This is a genomic window from Bythopirellula sp. (assembly GCF_041737835.1).
Lineage (GTDB): Bacteria > Planctomycetota > Planctomycetia > Pirellulales > Lacipirellulaceae > Bythopirellula.
Genome location: NZ_JBGSQY010000032.1, coordinates 69,842 through 87,253 on the forward strand (window position 1 = coordinate 69,842; position 17,412 = coordinate 87,253).

At 54.0% G+C, this 17,412-nt stretch carries 15 protein-coding genes, 1 tRNA gene and 1 riboswitch; of the genes, 5 read left to right on the forward strand and 11 right to left on the reverse strand.

Annotated elements, in window-relative coordinates; all coding sequences use genetic code 11:
* Nucleotides 1–52: 52 nt before the first annotated feature.
* The 3 genes from cpaB to AC6T8Q_RS10990 all read right to left on the reverse strand — a co-directional run bounded on the left by cpaB (nucleotide 53) and on the right by AC6T8Q_RS10990 (nucleotide 2,607).
* On the reverse strand, nucleotides 53–1,129 hold the full coding sequence (cpaB, locus tag AC6T8Q_RS10980) for a Flp pilus assembly protein CpaB (RefSeq protein WP_500679119.1): 1,077 nt from the start codon (nucleotides 1,127–1,129) through the stop codon (nucleotides 53–55).
* A gap of 278 nt (nucleotides 1,130–1,407) precedes the next feature.
* Complete coding sequence (locus AC6T8Q_RS10985; protein WP_496919180.1) at nucleotides 1,408–1,983, reverse strand: A24 family peptidase; 576 nt, start codon at nucleotides 1,981–1,983, stop codon at nucleotides 1,408–1,410.
* 441 nt (nucleotides 1,984–2,424) lie between these two features.
* On the reverse strand, nucleotides 2,425–2,607 hold the full coding sequence (locus tag AC6T8Q_RS10990) for a Flp family type IVb pilin (protein WP_496919181.1): 183 nt from the start codon (nucleotides 2,605–2,607) through the stop codon (nucleotides 2,425–2,427).
* Between the two features lie 208 nt (nucleotides 2,608–2,815).
* A riboswitch (cyclic di-GMP riboswitch) is annotated at nucleotides 2,816–2,901 on the reverse strand.
* Between the two features lie 373 nt (nucleotides 2,902–3,274).
* Between AC6T8Q_RS10990 and AC6T8Q_RS10995 the strand changes: the two genes are divergently transcribed.
* The 3 genes from AC6T8Q_RS10995 to AC6T8Q_RS11005 all read left to right on the forward strand — a co-directional run bounded on the left by AC6T8Q_RS10995 (nucleotide 3,275) and on the right by AC6T8Q_RS11005 (nucleotide 5,846).
* Nucleotides 3,275–4,141 carry a hypothetical protein gene (locus AC6T8Q_RS10995; protein ID WP_500679120.1) on the forward strand — a complete coding sequence of 289 codons (867 nt, stop codon included), beginning with the start codon at nucleotides 3,275–3,277 and terminating at the stop codon, nucleotides 4,139–4,141.
* Complete coding sequence (locus tag AC6T8Q_RS11000; protein WP_500679121.1) at nucleotides 4,138–5,157, forward strand: DUF362 domain-containing protein; 1,020 nt, start codon at nucleotides 4,138–4,140, stop codon at nucleotides 5,155–5,157. Before AC6T8Q_RS10995 ends, AC6T8Q_RS11000 begins: the two co-directional genes overlap by 4 nt.
* 173 nt (nucleotides 5,158–5,330) lie before the next feature.
* The gene (locus AC6T8Q_RS11005; RefSeq protein ID WP_500679122.1) at nucleotides 5,331–5,846 is read left to right on the forward strand and encodes a YybH family protein; all 516 of its coding nucleotides are present in this window, start codon (nucleotides 5,331–5,333) and stop codon (nucleotides 5,844–5,846) included.
* A 173-nt stretch (nucleotides 5,847–6,019) separates the two neighbouring features.
* Here AC6T8Q_RS11005 and AC6T8Q_RS11010 read toward each other — a convergent pair whose 3' ends face one another.
* From AC6T8Q_RS11010 to AC6T8Q_RS11030, 5 genes are all read right to left on the reverse strand, one after another.
* A complete protein-coding gene (locus AC6T8Q_RS11010; RefSeq protein ID WP_500679123.1) occupies nucleotides 6,020–6,814 on the reverse strand; it encodes a PhzF family phenazine biosynthesis protein in 795 nt (264 codons plus the stop codon).
* A gap of 156 nt (nucleotides 6,815–6,970) precedes the next feature.
* A complete protein-coding gene (locus AC6T8Q_RS11015; RefSeq protein ID WP_500679124.1) occupies nucleotides 6,971–9,058 on the reverse strand; it encodes a catalase in 2,088 nt (695 codons plus the stop codon).
* Between the two features lie 244 nt (nucleotides 9,059–9,302).
* Nucleotides 9,303–9,746, reverse strand: coding sequence for a DUF1810 domain-containing protein (locus tag AC6T8Q_RS11020; RefSeq protein WP_500679125.1), 444 nt, complete (start codon nucleotides 9,744–9,746; stop codon nucleotides 9,303–9,305).
* 591 nt (nucleotides 9,747–10,337) lie between these two features.
* Entirely contained in the window at nucleotides 10,338–11,081 is a 744-nt protein-coding gene (locus AC6T8Q_RS11025; protein WP_500679126.1) for a hypothetical protein, read from the reverse strand.
* Nucleotides 11,082–11,186: 105 nt separating this feature from the next.
* Nucleotides 11,187–11,259, reverse strand: a tRNA-Ala gene (locus AC6T8Q_RS11030).
* Nucleotides 11,260–11,387: 128 nt separating this feature from the next.
* Between AC6T8Q_RS11030 and AC6T8Q_RS11035 the strand changes: the two genes are divergently transcribed.
* Nucleotides 11,388–12,413: a lysylphosphatidylglycerol synthase transmembrane domain-containing protein gene (locus AC6T8Q_RS11035; protein ID WP_500679127.1), complete on the forward strand. Its 1,026-nt coding sequence runs from the start codon at nucleotides 11,388–11,390 to the stop codon at nucleotides 12,411–12,413.
* Between the two features lies 1 nt (nucleotide 12,414).
* Here AC6T8Q_RS11035 and AC6T8Q_RS11040 read toward each other — a convergent pair whose 3' ends face one another.
* Together AC6T8Q_RS11040 and AC6T8Q_RS11045 are read right to left on the reverse strand one after the other, a co-directional pair.
* Nucleotides 12,415–13,092 carry an HD domain-containing protein gene (locus tag AC6T8Q_RS11040; RefSeq protein ID WP_500679128.1) on the reverse strand — a complete coding sequence of 226 codons (678 nt, stop codon included), beginning with the start codon at nucleotides 13,090–13,092 and terminating at the stop codon, nucleotides 12,415–12,417.
* Between the two features lie 67 nt (nucleotides 13,093–13,159).
* Nucleotides 13,160–14,599, reverse strand: a complete 1,440-nt coding sequence (locus AC6T8Q_RS11045) for an HD-GYP domain-containing protein (RefSeq protein ID WP_500679129.1) — start codon at nucleotides 14,597–14,599, stop codon at nucleotides 13,160–13,162.
* A gap of 271 nt (nucleotides 14,600–14,870) precedes the next feature.
* Between AC6T8Q_RS11045 and hydA the strand changes: the two genes are divergently transcribed.
* The gene (gene hydA, locus AC6T8Q_RS11050; protein WP_500679130.1) at nucleotides 14,871–16,250 is read left to right on the forward strand and encodes a dihydropyrimidinase; all 1,380 of its coding nucleotides are present in this window, start codon (nucleotides 14,871–14,873) and stop codon (nucleotides 16,248–16,250) included.
* Nucleotides 16,251–16,259: 9 nt separating this feature from the next.
* Here hydA and preA read toward each other — a convergent pair whose 3' ends face one another.
* The gene (gene preA, locus AC6T8Q_RS11055; RefSeq protein WP_500679131.1) at nucleotides 16,260–17,387 is read right to left on the reverse strand and encodes an NAD-dependent dihydropyrimidine dehydrogenase subunit PreA; all 1,128 of its coding nucleotides are present in this window, start codon (nucleotides 17,385–17,387) and stop codon (nucleotides 16,260–16,262) included.
* Between the last annotated feature and the right edge of the window lie 25 nt (nucleotides 17,388–17,412).

Consider the following 17,412-nt stretch of genomic DNA (forward strand, 5'->3'; position numbering starts at 1 on the left):
ACACCGGCTTGGGAAAACCGTGACGTCCTTGTCCGGCTTTCGTTCCTGTCTCTTATTTGTCATCCAAATCAATGGGGAAACCCGAGTCCGGATCGGGTACAAAATCTCCCTCACTATCTCCCTCACTGCTGCCACTGGCAGTATCTTTTTCTTTGTCATCTGACTTGGTATTTGTCTCTTCGTTATCGCTGCTGACGTCTGCGTGGCTCTCTTCAGCATCCAACGGTTCACCCGTGGTCGCGTCGAAATCGACTTTGCTCACTTCGTTCGGATAGATGATTTTCATCTGGAACGGGGGCACAACTTCAGCCACGGGAATGTGCTTTAAATCTTTTTCGATCGTCGTGACGGCTGGTTCTTCGTCCTTGTCAAAGGCTTCGCGTTCTTTCTCACGGCTGCTCGCGTCGCTTTTGGCAAAGATGTCGTCGAGCGATTGTTCCGCGTCGTCGACGATCACATCATCCTCGGGATTCCGAGGTATCAAACTGATTTCGCCCATGTTTTCGGCGGTCGTGATCCGGCTTGCTTGTTGAGGTGTCATCACCAACGAAACCGTCTTCGCCACGCTCCGTTCCTCGGTGCCTTCCGAAGAACGCTGTACGGCTTGGTCGACTGCATAGACGCGGATATTCTGCAGAATGATCTTGGTAAACGGGTGAGTGATACCGGCTCGCTCGTTGCGCTGCACGAAAAGTTGAATATCCACGCGGTCGCCCGGACTTAACAGACCGGCCGCGCTTTTACGAGCATCCACCGATACTGTTTTAAGCCGCATTCCAGGCGGAATGCCGGCAATCGGGTCGTGAGTTTCGCCCTTGGCCAAGAACTTGCCGTCGTTGAGCGGTTCGCCCTGGAAAATGATCGCTTTAGGCCGGCGGCCTTCGATGTCTTCCCACTTCGTGACGGCGCCATTAGGAACTTTGTCCTTGGGCCATTCCTGGAGACTGACCATGCCGTCGTCGACGGGGTCACCCAAGTTGATGTTGTGCAGCGCCACATAGATGGGCACCGTTTCCACCGCAACTTGTTTCTTGTTATGGCTGTCGAGAACCTGGCTGATGCCGATCGAGGCCACCAGACCGCAGCCGAGCGCAAGCACTAAAAGAATAAGCGATTTTGGACGCATCATACCCCCCTGGCATGAGGTCGGAATATCTTGTCCGTCAGTGGCCGTGACACGCTGTCGCGAACCAACAAAAGCTCGTCCGGGAACTCTTGTGACGTCTGCCTAATCAACACTCTGCTAAGTAACGCCAATCCGCACTCAGCAGCCTTCTCTGTAGCGCAAAGTCCGCAACCCGTGGGTTCACCGACCGTACACTGTCAGAATTTTCGGCAGAGTCTACCTAACCAGATCAATGATTTGATAAAATTCGCGGGTTCTTTCGGTTGTGCTGGCACGCGTTCTTAAAGTTGCATGCCGTGCCACGCGAAGTAGGCAATCGAGCCAATCGCGATGGGAATCCCGTAAGGCAGCAGGAACATCCGTGGCTTACGTTCCGCGGCGATCTCGGCTAGTTTCTCGGGATCTTTCACCGTGATAATCTCGTTATAGATGCCCCAGAACTGGTCGCGATGCTTGGCCCAGCTCTTGGTCCACAGGACCATACCGATAGCAATCACGCCGCCGACCAAAGCGGAAACCGCAAAAGCATAGAACGTAACAGTCGGCCACATCCAAGCCCCGACGCCCGCTAGCAGTTTGACGTCGCCGGCCCCCATGCCACCGATCGCGTAGGGTGGCAGCAACAAGGCCAAGCCAACTGCCGTGCCGCACAGGCTATAGCCCAAGCCTTCCCAACCAGCAAACGGCGAGAACGCAGCACTGTAAATCCAACCGCTGATAATGAACGGGTAGGTAATCCAATTGGGTACCTTGAGCTGATAACCGTCAATCACCGCAGCGACGACCAACGTGATGGTCACAACCCATACATGCCAGGTTTCAGTAAACCAAGTCAACAGCTCTTGATATTCAGACATCACACACCCATTTTTCAAGTTAAGTAAAAAATTTCGTTCGCCAGAGGGAATCGTTGGCAGATCATGCTCGTCGACGAATCGCTTGGCTTAGGCTCGTGGCGTGAAGAGAAACGACACCACAAACGTCAGCATGGCCACGCAATAGCAAGCCAACTGAAACGCATTGGCAAACATTTGTTCGGGGATCAAGCTCAACATGGTGACACTCTCAATAACCAGTCCCGGGCAATAAAGCCTGCGCGTCGGCAAAGCCTCTGCTCGAAACCTAGCTCACAATTTGAAGGAAAAACAAGAATTTCATCGCGCGGACTGATCGCTTCAGCGTCTAGTCCAGCAAAACCAACACAAACGTAAAAAAACCTCTCGGGACCGTAGTCCCGAGAGGAGTTGTCAACATCGTTTTTCGTATGTTTGGCTCCCTGAAAGGCAAGCCCACATCGATCAGCTAGGAGCGGCCAAGCTGTTCGCAACACCTTCAAACGTCGTGTTGGCGTTGGTGCCGACCGAACGAATCGCTGTCAAGCAGACGATCACGATCAGGGCCAGCATCACGGCATACTCGACGGCGGTGGGGCCATCTTCCGAGACGAGGAAACGTTGTACCTTCTTAGCGAGACTCTTCATTGCATTCCTCCAATTCCCGGTGTCGTGGATCACGACACCTTTCAGGTTGTCAGGAGCTTTCGTTGCTCCCGTTAATTAGCTCTAACACCACTCTTCCAGCTTCCAAGCCTCAGAGCCTGCATCAGCGGTATTAGAGCCAGACATTTAAACAAGTGCGCGTCTCATCTCGCATGGGCTGTGCTTCCGCTGCGTCGCTATTTTGCATCCTTTCGGCAGCCAGGCTAACGCCGATCTTTCAACCGTCGTCCCTCGGCTTTGCGCCCCAATCTTGCGATTGGTTTGCCTTTATCGAGGATGATGACGCAGCAGGCTCGATTCTGCTCTGCCTCTCTTGCTCCACCACTTCCGTGAAAAACCGAACGGTTCAGGAGAAGAAAAGTTTCGCAGGTGGCGCCTGCAGCGCTCACCTTTTGTAGTCCGCTAACAACCTGTTAGTCGAACCACACTTGAAACCTATGTCAGATTCGTCGGGAGTCAAAACCTTTCAACCCTGGCCCGCGAAAATTTCCTTTCGCCCTGGCCTACAACATGACTACCCCGCACGACCCGCCCTGAAGGCTCGTTTTCCTCGCAGAAAATCAGCCCTTTTGCTGCTTTTTCGCAACCTAGACTTGTCATGTGTCGTGTTTCGCCAACATTGAGCCGCGGTACTTTCGCCGTGCAGTGAATGAATATCAATCGCACATGCATCGAACGACTTCGCCGCACCGATCGTTGCGGCTACAGCGCGCACGGTGTGTGGGCTGCGGAACCCACCGCGCTTGCGTGCTTGGCGTTGATGCATAGCGGCGAACACGCTGCCGCTCAAAATTTTTCGACGCAACTCGCCGACGTGCAGCTCAGTGATGGCGCTGTTCCCACTCAGGCTGAAGGCGATTCCCCTTCTTGGACCACAAGCTTGGCGATTCTCGCTTGGTTAGCAATCGATGGCTTTGAAGAAAACATTGACCGCGCGATTGCCTGGACCTTGCAGGCTCACGGCAAGACGATCCCCAGAAATTCTGAAATTGGTCACGACACAACACTGCTCGGCTGGTCGTGGGCCGCGAATACGCATGCTTGGATGGAACCAACATGCATGTTTGTCGTGGCACTCAAAGCAGCTGGCATGCGCGATCATGAGCGCACGCAGGATGGCTTGAAACTCGTGACAGACCGCTTGCTCTCCACGGGTGGCTGTAACTTCGGCAGCACGGTCGTACTCGGCCAAGCCACGCTTCCCCAAGTTCAATCCACGGGTCTCGCCATGCTTGCCCTCGCGGGTGAAGTGAATACAGACCCGCGCGTTCAATTGTCGCTTCGCTATTTAGAAGAGAATTTGAATCCACATACAACCACCGGCTCGCTCTGCTACGGCCTGATCGGTCTCACGGCTCATAATCGCCGACCACGGAACGCCGACGCGTTAGTCCAAGCGGCTTTAGAACGCGAACTCACTCGCGAGCCAAGTGCCTACAAGCTCGCACTCATGGCGTTGGCCAGTTCCCCCGACTTATCGTGGCTCCCCCAACGCCCAGAGGTCGCCCAAGCATGAGCGAGCCCAAACCCAATACGAACGCCCCCAGCCGCCGAGCATTCCTCGCCGCGGGTGGCCTAGCCACTTGCGGCTTAGCGGCTACGGCATTAGCACGCCGCGCTTTTCTCCCCACCGCCAAAGTCTTCATCGCCAAAAACCAGCGCTACGATGGCCCACTCGCCACCACCATCCGCGACGGCCTCACCGCTTGCGGCTTAACTCCCACCCAGTTCCGCGGCAAGCGTGTGCTCCTCAAACCCAACATGGTCGAGCCCACGCGATTGATCCCGCACATGACCACGCATCCCGCGGTAATCATCGCCGCAGCCGAAGTCTTTCGCGGCTGGGGCGCCAAAGTCACCGTCGGTGAAGCGCCGGGGCACGTGCGCGACACGGAAATGGCCCTAGTGGAATCCGGCGTTGCCGAAGCACTCTCCGATGCCCGCTTGGACTTCGCGGATTTGAACTACGAAGAAGCCCGCTGGTTTGCGAACCGTGGCCGAGTGAGCCCGCTCAAGGGAATCTATTTTCCCCGTTCGATTTGCGAAGCCGATTTCGTGGTGTCGATCCCGAAGATGAAAACGCATCACTGGGTCGGTATCACTTGTTCAATGAAAAATCTCTATGGCACTTTACCAGGAATCAAATATGGTTGGCCCAAAAATGTTCTCCACCACAATGGAATCCCCGAGACGGTCGTCGATATCAATGCCACCCTGCCCCGCACACTATCAATCGTCGACGGCATCGACTGCATGGAAGGCGACGGCCCCATCCTCGGAAGCGTCAAGCGTATGGGACTTGTGCTGGTGGGAACCAATCTCCCAGCCGTCGACGCCACCGCAGCACGAATCATGAGTCTGCGTCCTGATCGCGTAAGCTACTTGCAACTCGCCGCGGATCGCTTAGGTCCGATCGCCGAAGATCGCATCACCCAACGCGGCGAGCGCTGGCAAGATTTGGTGAGCCCGTTCCAGATTCTCGACCAACCACACCTGACGCCCTTGCGGGCGGACGGGGAGTTGGTGAGTTAAGAGTTTCGCATCCCCCCAAGCGTCTACGCAAGGTCTTTACCTCGTTCTAACGCCGCAAAGTAAACGATTTTATCCGCCACGACGGGAGCGCTTCAATAGGATTGCGCCATATGCTTCCTAGGGACACTAAGTTGTCCAAAACAAAAATGTTCCTTATTCGATTGGAGAAGCAGATGTACGCTACGATTCGACCTCTGGTGCTTTTGTTGAGTACGATGATTTCGCTCGGAGCAAGCAACGCATTGGCAAAGGACGCTGCCTCAAATAACGATGACTTGCAGAATGCAGTACTATCGGCCAATGATCAATTCTACACAGCCCTGAATGCGATTTTCGTCGGCAACATGGAACCGATGGACTCCGTCTGGTCCCACGCCGACGACATCACCTACCTTTCGCCGACGGGTGAACAGCTAACTGGCTGGGAGGCTGTGCGTAAGAGCTGGCAGATACAAGCGGACAATGAGCTAGGTGGGAAAGTCGAGTCCCGCGACGTGCAGATTGTTTTACTCAACCCGACGCTCGCCCTGGTTACGAATCGAGAAGTTGGCGAAAACCCGAATACTCCCCAGGGCCCAATGAACGTGAACATTCGGTCCAGCAAAATCTATCGACTGGAATCGGGCAAGTGGAAGCTGGTCTTCGACCACGTTGATTTGCTTCCATTGCTCAGCGACAAGGCGATATGAGCTGAGCGGATTTCAAAATGCCAAATAAAACCGGACGCTAGCGCGTGGCGCTGATTTCATCAGCCGCAGGGCGCTAGCCCCGGTTTTTGAGGCTAGTTCTAGTTACCATGACATATATCGGTTAGTGTTTGGCACCAATAAGCGTACGGGAGTGGCAGCTAGAATTTTTCGCCCTAACTAACCAACTCACCCTTCATCACCAGCACCGCTTGGCCACCGAGGATCACTCGATCTCCTTGCACCTTCACCTGCACGGTGCCGCCGCGTGCTGATGCTTGAAAGCCAACAAGTTCGCTCTTGCCGAGTTGTTCTGCCCAGTAGGGACCAAGGCAACAGTGAGCTGAACCCGTCACGGGGTCTTCATCAATACCGACAGCGGGTGCGAAGAAACGCGAGATAAAATCGACATCTGGCATGTCCGACTTGGCGGTGACGATCACACCGCGGGCAGCGACTTTCGCGAGGGTACGGAAATTGGGTTGCAGCGAGCGAACAGTCTCCGCGGAGTCCACGACCAAAAACCTATCGAACTTTGTTTTGCCCACGAATGTAGGATTCACTTCCAATGCGTCCAGAAGTTCAGCTGCTGGTTCGCACTGCTCAACAGTGACTACAGGAAAGTCAAGGAAGATGGTTCCCTGCTTGCGCGAGGCCGTGAGAACTCCACTGCGCGTATGAAACGCAATCTGCTGATCGCCAGGAACAATTCCCATTTCCCAGAGGGTAAACGCTGACGCCAGAGTTGCGTGGCCGCAAAGGTCGACTTCCACTTTGGGCGTGAACCAACGAAGCTCAAAACCATCGGCAAGCGGCCGCACAAATGCCGTCTCCGAAAGATTCATCTCCGCAGCGACTGATTGCATCCACGATGCTTCGCGGCTTTCTGAAAGCAAGCACACAGCGGCGGGATTACCGCCAAACGGCTTATCGGTAAAAGCGTCAACTTGCCAAAGGGGAATAGCGGGCATAAGGCTTCCTTGAATTTTGTCCGATGCTAACCACTCAGAGACTGTTTAGCCTTAAGTCTGGTTCGTTTCACTGGTCGAAAATCTCACCAAGGCATAAAAAAATGACCAATCCACTCATAGGGATTGGTCATTCGGCATTTGGAAATTGGCCAATTCTCAAAACGACCTAAGCGTAGGCTCGCGGTCCCAAATTCGATGCTTCTTGGCTTGGTTAATGAACTGGCCGAAGTCATTACCCTTCAACGCAAAAACTCCTGCATCCGCTTGAATACTTGCCTCGTCGATAAGCGGTTGAGCGGCAGGCGTATACGCAATCACCTTGAGATGTGCGTACGCCATGCGAATCCAATCAATCGCCGCCGCTTCGGTGAGCAGCGATTCGACTTGATCCTCGGCGGGAGCAATTACCACCGCATCAAACAAAACCGAAGGTGCGCCGGCCAGGAAATCATCGGGCACGACCTGTTTCCCTCCGTCAGTCATAACAGGCCCAGCCATGGGAGTAATCACGGCCAGTTCCGCCCCTTCGGCCTTTAAATCCTTGAGGAGCGCATTGTAGATTTTGCCAGGAATGCCGTCGGATGTCAGCAAGCCGATTTTTTTGCCCTCAAGGCTCTCTGGCGCTTTGGCATACTGCGACAGAGCCTTGGAGGGCTTAGGACTGCCAGGCGGAACGGCCGGCTTGATCTTCTCGGCCATTCCCTCCATCCCCAGGTTTTTCGCGACCTGCTCACCCAGCATCGTATCGATAATTGCCAAGTGTCCCAGCATGCGTTGCCGCACGGCAAGAGTCTTCACTTTTCCCAACTCAAACGTAAAGCCACCGATCATATGCCGTTGCTCGGGTTCGGTTAGGGAGCGGAAAAACAACCCGGCTTGCGTATAGTGATCCGCAAAACTTTCGGGACGAGTCCGCATTTTGTCGCCCGCTTCAGGGGCCGGAAACGTGGTGAACCCACGCTCGGGATTTTCCCGAGGCGACGTCGGATCAAGGCTGTTCGGTTCGTAGTTGGCCGTCCCCTTGCGCGGCACATTCATTTGCATTTGCGCGTCACGCTGCAAGTTATCGATAGGACACTTGGGCGCATTGATTGGCAACTGATGAAAATTGGGGCTGCCGAGTCGCGAAAGTTGCGTGTCGAGGTACGAAAACAATCGGCCTTGAAGCAATGGATCGTTGGAAAAGTCGATACCCGGCACGACGTGCGAAGGACAAAATGCCACCTGCTCGGTCTCGGCAAAGAAATTATCAACATTCCGGTCGAGCACCATCTTACCGAGCGGTGTCAATGGAACGATTTCTTCGGGAATGATCTTCGTGGGATCAAGAACATCGAAATCAAATTTCTCGGCTTGTTTCTCGGTAAAAACTTGCACTGACAATTCGTATTCAGGATAAGCCCCGTTCTCGATGGCATTCCAAAGGTCGCGGCGATGGAAGTCGGGGTCGGCGCCGGAAATCTTCACGGCCTCGTCCCACACAAGTGAAAATGTCCCCAACTTGGGCCGCCAATGAAACTTCACGAGCTTGACGGCACCTTTGGCATTAATCATGCGAAACGTGTGAACTCCAAAACCTTCCATCATCCGATACGACCGTGGGATCGCGCGGTCGGACATGACCCACGTCAGCATGTGCATGCTTTCGGGGGTGAGCGACACGAAATCCCAAAAAGTATCATGAGCTGACTGAGCCTGCGGAAAATCACGATCTGGCTCGGGTTTGACCGAGTGAATCAAGTCCGGAAACTTGATCGCGTCCTGAATGAAGAACACGGGGATGTTGTTCCCCACCAAATCGTAGTTGCCCTCGCTCGTATAAAACTTGACGGCAAAACCCCGAACATCACGCGCCGTATCGAACGACCCTAAACTACCAGCCACGGTTGAGAATCGCACAAAGACGGGTGTTTTCGCTTTGGGATCTTGCAGAAACGCCGCCCTAGTGAGGTCGGAATGAGACTTATACGTTTGAAAATACCCATGAACCCCAAAACCGCGCGCATGAACCACACGCTCAGGAATTCGCTCATGGTCGAAATGCGTGATTTTCTCACGCATGACAAAGTCTTCGAGCAACTGCGGGCCGCGCGGACCAACGGTGAGCGTGTTTTGGTCGTCAGCAATCTGCAGCCCCTGGTTGGTGGTTAAAGTCGGAGCCTTACCCCCCGCGATTTGATGAGTTTCGCCACCGGTCCCCTTTTTTGTGGTAATTTCGTCGCCCTGCTTCGGTGCCTTGGCCATGATCGTCCTCACGTACGAGTTACCTTATAAGTAACTCACCGTGAAAGCACATCTCGCGCCAACGTGATGTCCTGACGATCATGCCTCCAAAAGATAAGCTTATGGAACGTTGTACAGCGGCCAGAAAAACACTCTGGTCAAGATTGAGCCAACAGTGTGACCGCTAGACGATCAGCATGCTGAAACTGCTGCAGTTGACCGCTTTAAGCTAACTGTGGAGTTAGACTACAGTTCGAGTGCGCGGTCATGACAATCCCATAATTTTGAGAGTTCGCTGATCATCAATACCATCAAAATATTTGTGTAGCGCATCTACAAAAACCTGATTGTCTATAGCGCTTGCTTTAAACAAAGTCATACAAGACCTAAATTTCAGATCGTCAGGATAATCAAAGATGCTTTCAATACGGTCAGTATCAATATCTATTACCATTCTTGTACATTCCAACAATCTTTGCCCTAAAACGTCATGTTGAATATAAGCTTGGGCTTCTTCTTTTGAAGCTAATGCATATCTTTTTGACATGGCACTATCTCCAAGACCATTAACTTGAGGGAAAATGTACCAAATCCAATGACCTCGCTTTCTACCAAACTTTAACTCCGCCAGAACCTGTTCGTATATGTCGCGTTGGGCATCCAAGAAACGTTGAAGGTTATAAATGTCATCGTTTTGAATTCTTGACATGCTTGTATCCTTGTTTTGACGATGCTCATCCAATCGATTAACACCGACACTTTGTCGGAAAACGCGATTCATTAACGAAGCTGATGTCGGATCCACCGCCGCGGACCGGTGTGCGCAACACTGAGCGTTTTCTACACCGATCACCTCGTGTCGTACAGACACTAACACTTGCCCTGTAAAGCCTCTCGGTATTAAACACATTTTCAGAACAAAAGTGTCAGTGCTGCCTTCGGAATGACAATCTCCAAAAATTCTCCAAGATTTGGCCACCCCAATTGGATAAAATACAGGAATCGCCACTAAGGCCTGTGTTCTTTGATAACTGAAACAGCTGAGTGAGTTTTGGAACGCGCTGATCGCGCGATTCGACCAAAAGTCGACTTGTTTTGTCACGTGCGATTTTCGCAATGCCTTGAACTATCAAGACTTGTAACATCGCGAAGTGACAAAACCCAAGACTTTCGTCACCAAAGTTGGGACCCCGTCGCAGGCGCGAAAAATCAGGTTTGCGTGCTCAGGGGAGCCGCAAACCACGCAAAGCTGGCAAACCTAGCCAAGCTGAGTGGCGGATAACAAGAAGCCCTAAGGAGTTTAAGGCGCTTCGATGTTGATCTCGATTTCGCCGAGATTAGCCGGCCCCATCACCGCGTCGATGATCTTGCGGACTTCCTCCGACGGATCGATCAACTCGACCTGCTCGGGAATGCCCGCCTGATCGGCTTCTTGCTCGGCCGTCGCGATCAGTTGGCGAAGCTCTTCATCAGTTGCCTTCTTGCGAAATTCCCATCGATTGCCTTGCCTATCGGCCACGTAAGAGATGACCTGTTCAACTGCTTTGTCGTCAATCTTTCCGGTGATCACACCGCGCGTGAACCGTCGCAGGGCCAGACTTCCCGCCTGTTTTTCTTCGGCGGTTAGTGTCGACTGGTTGAAATAGTGGGCTTCGATTGCTGACACACCGAGCGAGGGCATGAGTGGCGATTCGATGATGGCGATAGAAAGTTGCTGCAACTGCTCGAGGGTCAATGTCCCATCGCGCAGGGCGTTGAGCGGCCGCTCGAGTTCGCTCGAGATTTCGGTCTGCTCTTGCTCGGGGATGTTCGAGGCGTCGAGTGTTTCATCGACCATCACCAACGACAATTCAGCACCCCAATTACGCCAGTTCTGAGAAACCACGTAACCGAGGATCACGATCAGCACGACCATGATCAACAGGACGATAAAGCAGCCCTTGAGACAGCCGCCGAAGCAACCCCCTCCGCCCCCTTCACCACGGTCATCGTCTTTGCGCGGCTCGACTTCCTGTTCGATCTCGAATTTATGACTTTCCGCCATCGCCCTTTACCTTCGCTAGAATACCGCGCATGAAAAAGCCCGGCGTCTGATGATACAGCTTGGCCGGGCCAAATCTAGATGAATCTAGGGTTTCAGTGAACCTAGTGGAGGATAACGGGATCGAACCGATGACCTTTTGGCTGCCAGCCAAACGCTCTCCCAGCTGAGCTAATCCCCCGGGAAGTTCGTAGATTTAGGGAGATCGAGCAGATAAGCCGCTCTGGTCCCTTCGGCCACGAACTGGCAAACTAACACCCTGAAACAGGATTGTCAACGCCGCCACATTTTCTGTCGTCAACACACGCCATGAGCCACGCACGAAGTAGCCTGAAAATTGCGATCACCGCGGGCAAGGTGGTGTTGGCTCTAGGAATTGTCGGCTATTTGGTCGCAAAAATTCAGCGTGACGCGGGATTCTCGCGACTCTTGCATGAGCCCAAGGAATGGGGATATCTGGCCGCGGCACTAGCCATGGTGTTCGCCGCTTTCACATTGAGTTTTGTACGTTGGTATGTGCTCGTGCAGGGACTCGGCATGCGATTCTCACTACGCGATGCCCTGCGCTTGGGTTCGATGGGATTCACGCTCAATCAAGTGATGCCAGGCAGCGTGGGCGGGGATTTGTTCAAGGCGGCGTTCCTGGCTCACGAGCAACCGGGCCGACGGACCGAGGCCGTGGCCTCAGTGTTTATCGATCGCTTCATCGGGCTGGTGGCGATGTTTGTGGTCGCGAGCGTCGGGCTACTGTTCGCCAACCAAAGTTTGGGACGCAGTCCGTGGCTGAGCAGCTTGGAGGTAACAATCTGGTCGGTGGCAATCGGCGGAGTCGTGGGAATCCTGTTGGTGACGAGCCACCTTTTCTCAGGACTGAAGACACAACAGCTGGCAAGTCGCGTTCCGGCGATTGGCCATATACTGAGCCGACTCGTGGCGGGCTTGAACCGCTTTAGTAGCAGACGCCGTTATTTGGCAGCGGCCTTTGCGATGGCGATCACGACACATTGTTTGTTGGTCAGCACGTTTTGGTGCATCAGCCGTGGGCTGCCAATTGTCGGCCCGACGTTTCAACAAAACACGACAATCGTGCCACTCGCCCTGGTGGCGGGTGCCTTGCCCCTGACGCCAGGGGGCTTGGGAATAACCGAAACCGCGCTCGCCAAACTTTACGGAGCCATTCAACTGAACGAAGCCGACGGGGCATTGGTGGCGCTGACCTATCGGGCTGTGACTTACGTCGTGGCGATAGTAGGGGCCTGCTATTATCTTTCCGCGAAACGTCGATTCGAGCACATTATGGAAGAGGCCGAAGAGTTGGCCGAGGAAATCGAGTGAACTAGGACTCGTCCCCAGAGCAGCTCAATTCGCGCAAGACTTGGATCGCGTCTTCCACTTCGGGAACGACGATTCCTTGCTTGCGGCCAGCAAGATCGAAATTCGCCAGCAGCGTGATCTCTTCGAAGTCCTCGTCGGCCTCTAAACGATTGCGGGCCCGCAGCCCCAAGGTCCCCTTCGTAAGGGCTTGGGCAACAGGCATGTTCTCGATCAGCCACAACGTCCGCTCGGTGACAATTCCATCAAGGGCCGACATTGTCGCGGCATGGTGATCGCGGCGGTCGATAGCCTTGCCGACATCATGAAGTAGTGCCGCGGTAAGAAACTCTTCGTCGTAAGGGATCTGCTCCGCAGCGAGCTGGAAAACCTGCAAGCTATGATACAGGGCGTCACCTTCGGGATGAGCCTGTGGATCCTGCTTCACATTAGCGAGAGGATGCAAGCGCTCGGCATAAATCCCGAAGCGATTCTCCCACTCTTGAGGCTGAAATGCCTTAGCAAGGGAACGCAGTTGCTCGCCGACTTCTGCATCCGATGGCAAATCGCGGACTCGAATCCCTTCGGGAAACATGCGTTCGATGGCGGAACGGCGGGCATCCGAATGGCGAAGTTCAGGCTGCTCGTTGATCAAACGAGCGGCCTCCCAGGCAATTTGACGTCGGGCTTTGGAAGGCTTCACGGCGGGCAAGTTGCTAGTGTCCGAGAAGATAACGCCAAGTGATCGACACTCGGCTCATACCTTAATTTTACCTGGCAGCTGCGATAATGGCACTATCGATTCCTGCATCGAGAACGAGTTCTTTTTCAGCAGGCAGATAGGCCTCAAGGGGCAAATCCTGATTTCCGACGGAAATCCGATAGAAATCTCGCTCCCGGGCGATAAAGGCTTCGACGACCATTGGATCGAATTGCTGGCCATAGCGGCTGACAATCCAATCGCGTGCCACTTCGTGAGAGACTGCGGCCTTGTAGGGCCGATGTGAAGTCAGGGCGTCGTAGACGTCGGCCAGCGCGACAATTCGACCGGCCAGCGGGATATCTTTCCCCTGGAGCCCCTGAGGATAGCCACTGCCGTCCCAATGTTCGTGGTGGGTCGCGGCAATTTGTTCGGCAACTTCCAGGAAGTCATCTTCTTCAAGTTGCTTACGGATCGCGGCGAGGCATTCACTGCCCAGAATGGTGTGCATTTCCATGGCCTTGCGTTCAGTTGCGCTGAGCCGTGCCGGCTTGAGCAACACCGCGTCGGGTATGCCCACTTTTCCAATGTCGTGCAGCGAGGAGGCCACTGCCAAATCGGCGACAAATCCGCGTTCGATTTCGGGATTCGTGCGGGCAAGTTCCGTGGCCAAGATTGAAACATAAGAACGAATTCGTTCCAAATGCTTGCCGGTATCTTTGTCCCGTGATTCGGCAAGCTTCGCCAAGCCAAAAGTCACGGCATTGCGAGTTCTCACCAGGGCTCGAGTTCGCGCGCTGACTTGATACTCTAAACGAGCATTGGCCGCCGCGAGACCTGCTTCGTAGCGATTCAATAAAAAGCCGGTGAGCATCGCCGTCGCGCCTATCACAAATGCCATCAAGATGTAACCAACTTGCATCACGGGCTGAATGGTAGACGCGATGAACGAATCGATAGCCATATCGGACTGATAAATCGCCAAAATCGCATTGAGTTTTGGCAAAGCAAATCCCGTAAATGCGTGCACTTTGCCATCGAGGTCAACTTTGCCAGTAATTACCGGCGGGGTTTTGGAATCGATCTCATCGACCAACTTGGTAATTGGTCCGGACGTCTCATTATTGATCAACAAAGACCGTCCAGGAAAAAGTCGCAACAGCCCTGGGTCTTTTTCCAAATTGGGATGGCAAAGCATCGCGCCATTATTGAGACGCATCAAGCAAACGAAACCATCATGCGGAACAAGCGTCGTCTCGCAGATATCTTGCAGCTTCTGCCAATCCGCCGTGCCAGGTTCAGCCGTGGTGAGCCCCAACGCCCCGACTTCCAGGGCAATTTGATGAGCTTCAGCCTTGCCTTGAGCAGCAACGTAATTGTGCACCACGACTTCAAAGGTCTTCCACAACCAACCCGTAGCCCAGGCTACACCAAACCCGAGACAGGCTGCCTGAGCGACAATTAACAAAGCCAGCAGGAAACAACGATTCTTAATTTGCATGCACGACATGAGCACAATTTCGGCGGGCAAACAGAGTGGAGGATAATCGTTTGATAAGCAGCACCTCGTCGAGGTGGGCGATAAGTACAGTGAAACGTAGCTTGCGATTTGTAGATGCCGGAATCAGATTGCCGCATGATTCGCGACCGCCAAGACTTTGTTCTCTGTGAAGCCTATTTTCCCTACAACCGGCTTGACCGGCCGATGTCAGAGGGCACAATTGGCTGAAACGCCAAGAATGGCGACAGCTTATGTGTTTCTACCTTGTTGGGACGATTGCATGTCACTGCTTATCAAAAATGGTCGCATTATCACGGCAAGCGATGATTACGTCGCGGATATTTTGTGTGAAGGCGAAGTCATTACCAAAATCGCGCCACAGATTTCTGCGGAAGGTGCCACAGAGGTCATCGACGCGGCGGGAAAATATGTGTTTCCTGGCTTCATTGATCCGCACGTACATATCTACCTGCCGTTCATGGGCACCTTCGCCAAGGATGACTATATTACGGCAAGCAAGGCCGCATTGGTTGGCGGCACAACGTCGCTCATCGAGATGTGCTGCCCGGCTCGTTCGGATGAACCGCTGGAAAGCTACGAGCTTTGGCTTTCTAAGGCGAAAGAGAGTGCTTGCGACTATACATTCCACATGGGCGTTGCCCGGCTCGATGACTCGGCCGTTACCCAGCTTCGTGAGATTGTGAAACGTGGCATTGCCTCGTTCAAAATCTTCCTCGCTTACAAAGGTGCTTTTGGCATCAATGACGAAGAGCTTTACGGCACGCTGAAACTGGCCAAGGAACTCGGCGTCATCGTCACGGCCCACTGCGAAAACGAAACCTTGGTTTCGCAGCTTCAAGCCCAGCTGATCAGCGAAGGCAAAACGGGTCCCGAGTGGCAAGACGCTTCACGACCTCCTCGTGTCGAGGCCGAAGGTGTTCACCACCTCATGACGTTTGCCGAAATGACGGGCGCCCATGTTTACTGCGTTCATACGTCCTGCCGTGAAGCTCTGGAAGCGGTTCAGGAAGGGCAACTCCGCGGCGTGCATGCTTGGGTCGAATCCGTGATTCCCCACTTCGTGCTCGACAAAACTTATACGGCTAAGCCAAATTTTGAAGGCTCCAAGTATGTCATGTCTCCTCCCTTACGCGATGCGATTCAACATGATGCCCTGTGGGCTGGTTTACAGTCGCGTTTGATCAGCACCGTCGGCACCGATCACGCGCCGTTTGACTTCGCCGGTCAAAAAGACATGGGCAAAGACAACTTCACCAAAATCCCCAACGGCATTCCTTCGATCGAAGATCGTGTCAACATCCTCTACACTCACGGAGTTTGCCGAGGCCGGATCGACCTCAATACGTTCGTCGACGCCGCCAGCACACAAGCCGCCAAGTTATTTGGGCTTTACCCGCGCAAGGGAACCGTGGCGGTCGGGAGCGATGCCGATCTCGTGATTTATGATCCCCAGTATCGCGGCAAGCTGTCGGTCAAAACCCAAGAAATGGCGGTCGACTACAACGCCTTCGAGGGTTGGGAAATCGAAGGCCGACCGACGGAAGTCACCGTGCGCGGCAAGGTTCAAGTCCGCGACAGCAAATTCGTCGGTGAGTTAGGCTATGGCGAATTGCTCACCCGTAAGCCGACCCATTTTTAAGTGGGAAGCTTAACCGCGCGCCAACGCGTCGGTCTGATCGACGAAGTCTTCGCCCGTCCACTGGGCATCGTCGCGGATCATCTTCTTGTCGTGCTGGGCTTTGGCTTGCTCGCGTGCGGCGGCTTGGCGTTTTACAAGATCAGCGTGGGTCGTAAAGTACTGCACGCTGTGTCCTTTGAAATCGGCGATCGTTTCAAACTTGTGCTTCTCCATGAACGCCAGTAATTCTTCGCACATCTCTTTGACAATGCCGTAGCCGAATTTCATCACGCCCGTGCAAACTTGCACCGTGTCGGCACCGAGCAAAATAAACTGGGCTGCGTCGCTACCGGTTTCCACGCCGCCGATCCCGCTCAGCGTACGGCCTGGATATTCATCGCGAATCACGCGAGCAATTTCCATACACATCCGCAAGGCAATCGGCATCACCGCGCGGCAGGAATATCCGCCCGGTGTTGTGTAACCTTCGACTTGTGGTTCGGGACGTAATGTTTCCAAATCGACGCCGAGCACACTGCGAATCGTATTGATCGCGGCGATCCCTTCGCACCCGGCTTTCAGCGCGGCTCGCGTGGGGTCTTCGATATGCGTGACGTTAGGAGTCATTTTCGCCCATACCGGCACCTTGGCGACCGCATTCACCCACTTCGAAACCTCGCCGAGAATGTCGGGATTCTCGCCCATCGCCGAGCCCATCTTTCTTTCAGGCAAACCGTGCGGGCAAGAGAAATTCAGCTCGAACGCATCCACGCCGAGGTCCTGGCAACGCTCGGTGATTTCGACCCACGCATCCTTGTTGAACTCCTCCATGATCGAGGCGATCAAGATGCGGTCGGGATACTTGTCTTTGACTCGCTTGAGCTCATCAACCCACACATCAAAACTGCGGTCGCTGATCAGCTCGATATTTTCCCAGCCGATGATTTCCTTCGAATCGCGGCCACGCAAGCGAGCGTAACGGGGCTGGACGTTCGTGACCTTGCTGGCGTCGAGGCTGATCGTCTTGCAAATGACGGCTCCCCAGCCTTCGTCGAACGCCTTGCCGATCACGTTGCCGTTGGTTCCCGGCGGGCCCGAACCAATCACAAAGGGGTTCGGCATCTTGAGGCCATTGACGACGGTTTCAAGCGTGGGCATGGGCATGGCTCCTGGTCAAACGAAT

What these genes read in the sequence shown, in the direction of transcription:
- AC6T8Q_RS11000 (WP_500679121.1), top strand. Translation starts at nt 4,138, where the DNA reads ATGAGCGAGCCCAAACCCAATACGAACGCCCCCAGCCGCCGAGCATTC.
- preA (WP_500679131.1), bottom strand. Translation starts at nt 17,387, where the DNA reads ATGCCCACGCTTGAAACCGTCGTCAATGGCCTCAAGATGCCGAACCCC.
- AC6T8Q_RS11020 (WP_500679125.1), bottom strand. Translation starts at nt 9,746, where the DNA reads ATGTCAAGAATTCAAAACGATGACATTTATAACCTTCAACGTTTCTTG.
- AC6T8Q_RS10990 (WP_496919181.1), bottom strand. Translation starts at nt 2,607, where the DNA reads ATGAAGAGTCTCGCTAAGAAGGTACAACGTTTCCTCGTCTCGGAAGAT.
- AC6T8Q_RS11010 (WP_500679123.1), bottom strand. Translation starts at nt 6,814, where the DNA reads ATGCCCGCTATTCCCCTTTGGCAAGTTGACGCTTTTACCGATAAGCCG.
- AC6T8Q_RS11005 (WP_500679122.1), top strand. Translation starts at nt 5,331, where the DNA reads ATGTACGCTACGATTCGACCTCTGGTGCTTTTGTTGAGTACGATGATT.
- cpaB (WP_500679119.1), bottom strand. Translation starts at nt 1,129, where the DNA reads ATGATGCGTCCAAAATCGCTTATTCTTTTAGTGCTTGCGCTCGGCTGC.
- AC6T8Q_RS11035 (WP_500679127.1), top strand. Translation starts at nt 11,388, where the DNA reads ATGAGCCACGCACGAAGTAGCCTGAAAATTGCGATCACCGCGGGCAAG.
- hydA (WP_500679130.1), top strand. Translation starts at nt 14,871, where the DNA reads ATGTCACTGCTTATCAAAAATGGTCGCATTATCACGGCAAGCGATGAT.
- AC6T8Q_RS10985 (WP_496919180.1), bottom strand. Translation starts at nt 1,983, where the DNA reads ATGTCTGAATATCAAGAGCTGTTGACTTGGTTTACTGAAACCTGGCAT.
- AC6T8Q_RS10995 (WP_500679120.1), top strand. Translation starts at nt 3,275, where the DNA reads ATGAATATCAATCGCACATGCATCGAACGACTTCGCCGCACCGATCGT.
- AC6T8Q_RS11025 (WP_500679126.1), bottom strand. Translation starts at nt 11,081, where the DNA reads ATGGCGGAAAGTCATAAATTCGAGATCGAACAGGAAGTCGAGCCGCGC.
- AC6T8Q_RS11015 (WP_500679124.1), bottom strand. Translation starts at nt 9,058, where the DNA reads ATGGCCAAGGCACCGAAGCAGGGCGACGAAATTACCACAAAAAAGGGG.
- AC6T8Q_RS11045 (WP_500679129.1), bottom strand. Translation starts at nt 14,599, where the DNA reads ATGTCGTGCATGCAAATTAAGAATCGTTGTTTCCTGCTGGCTTTGTTA.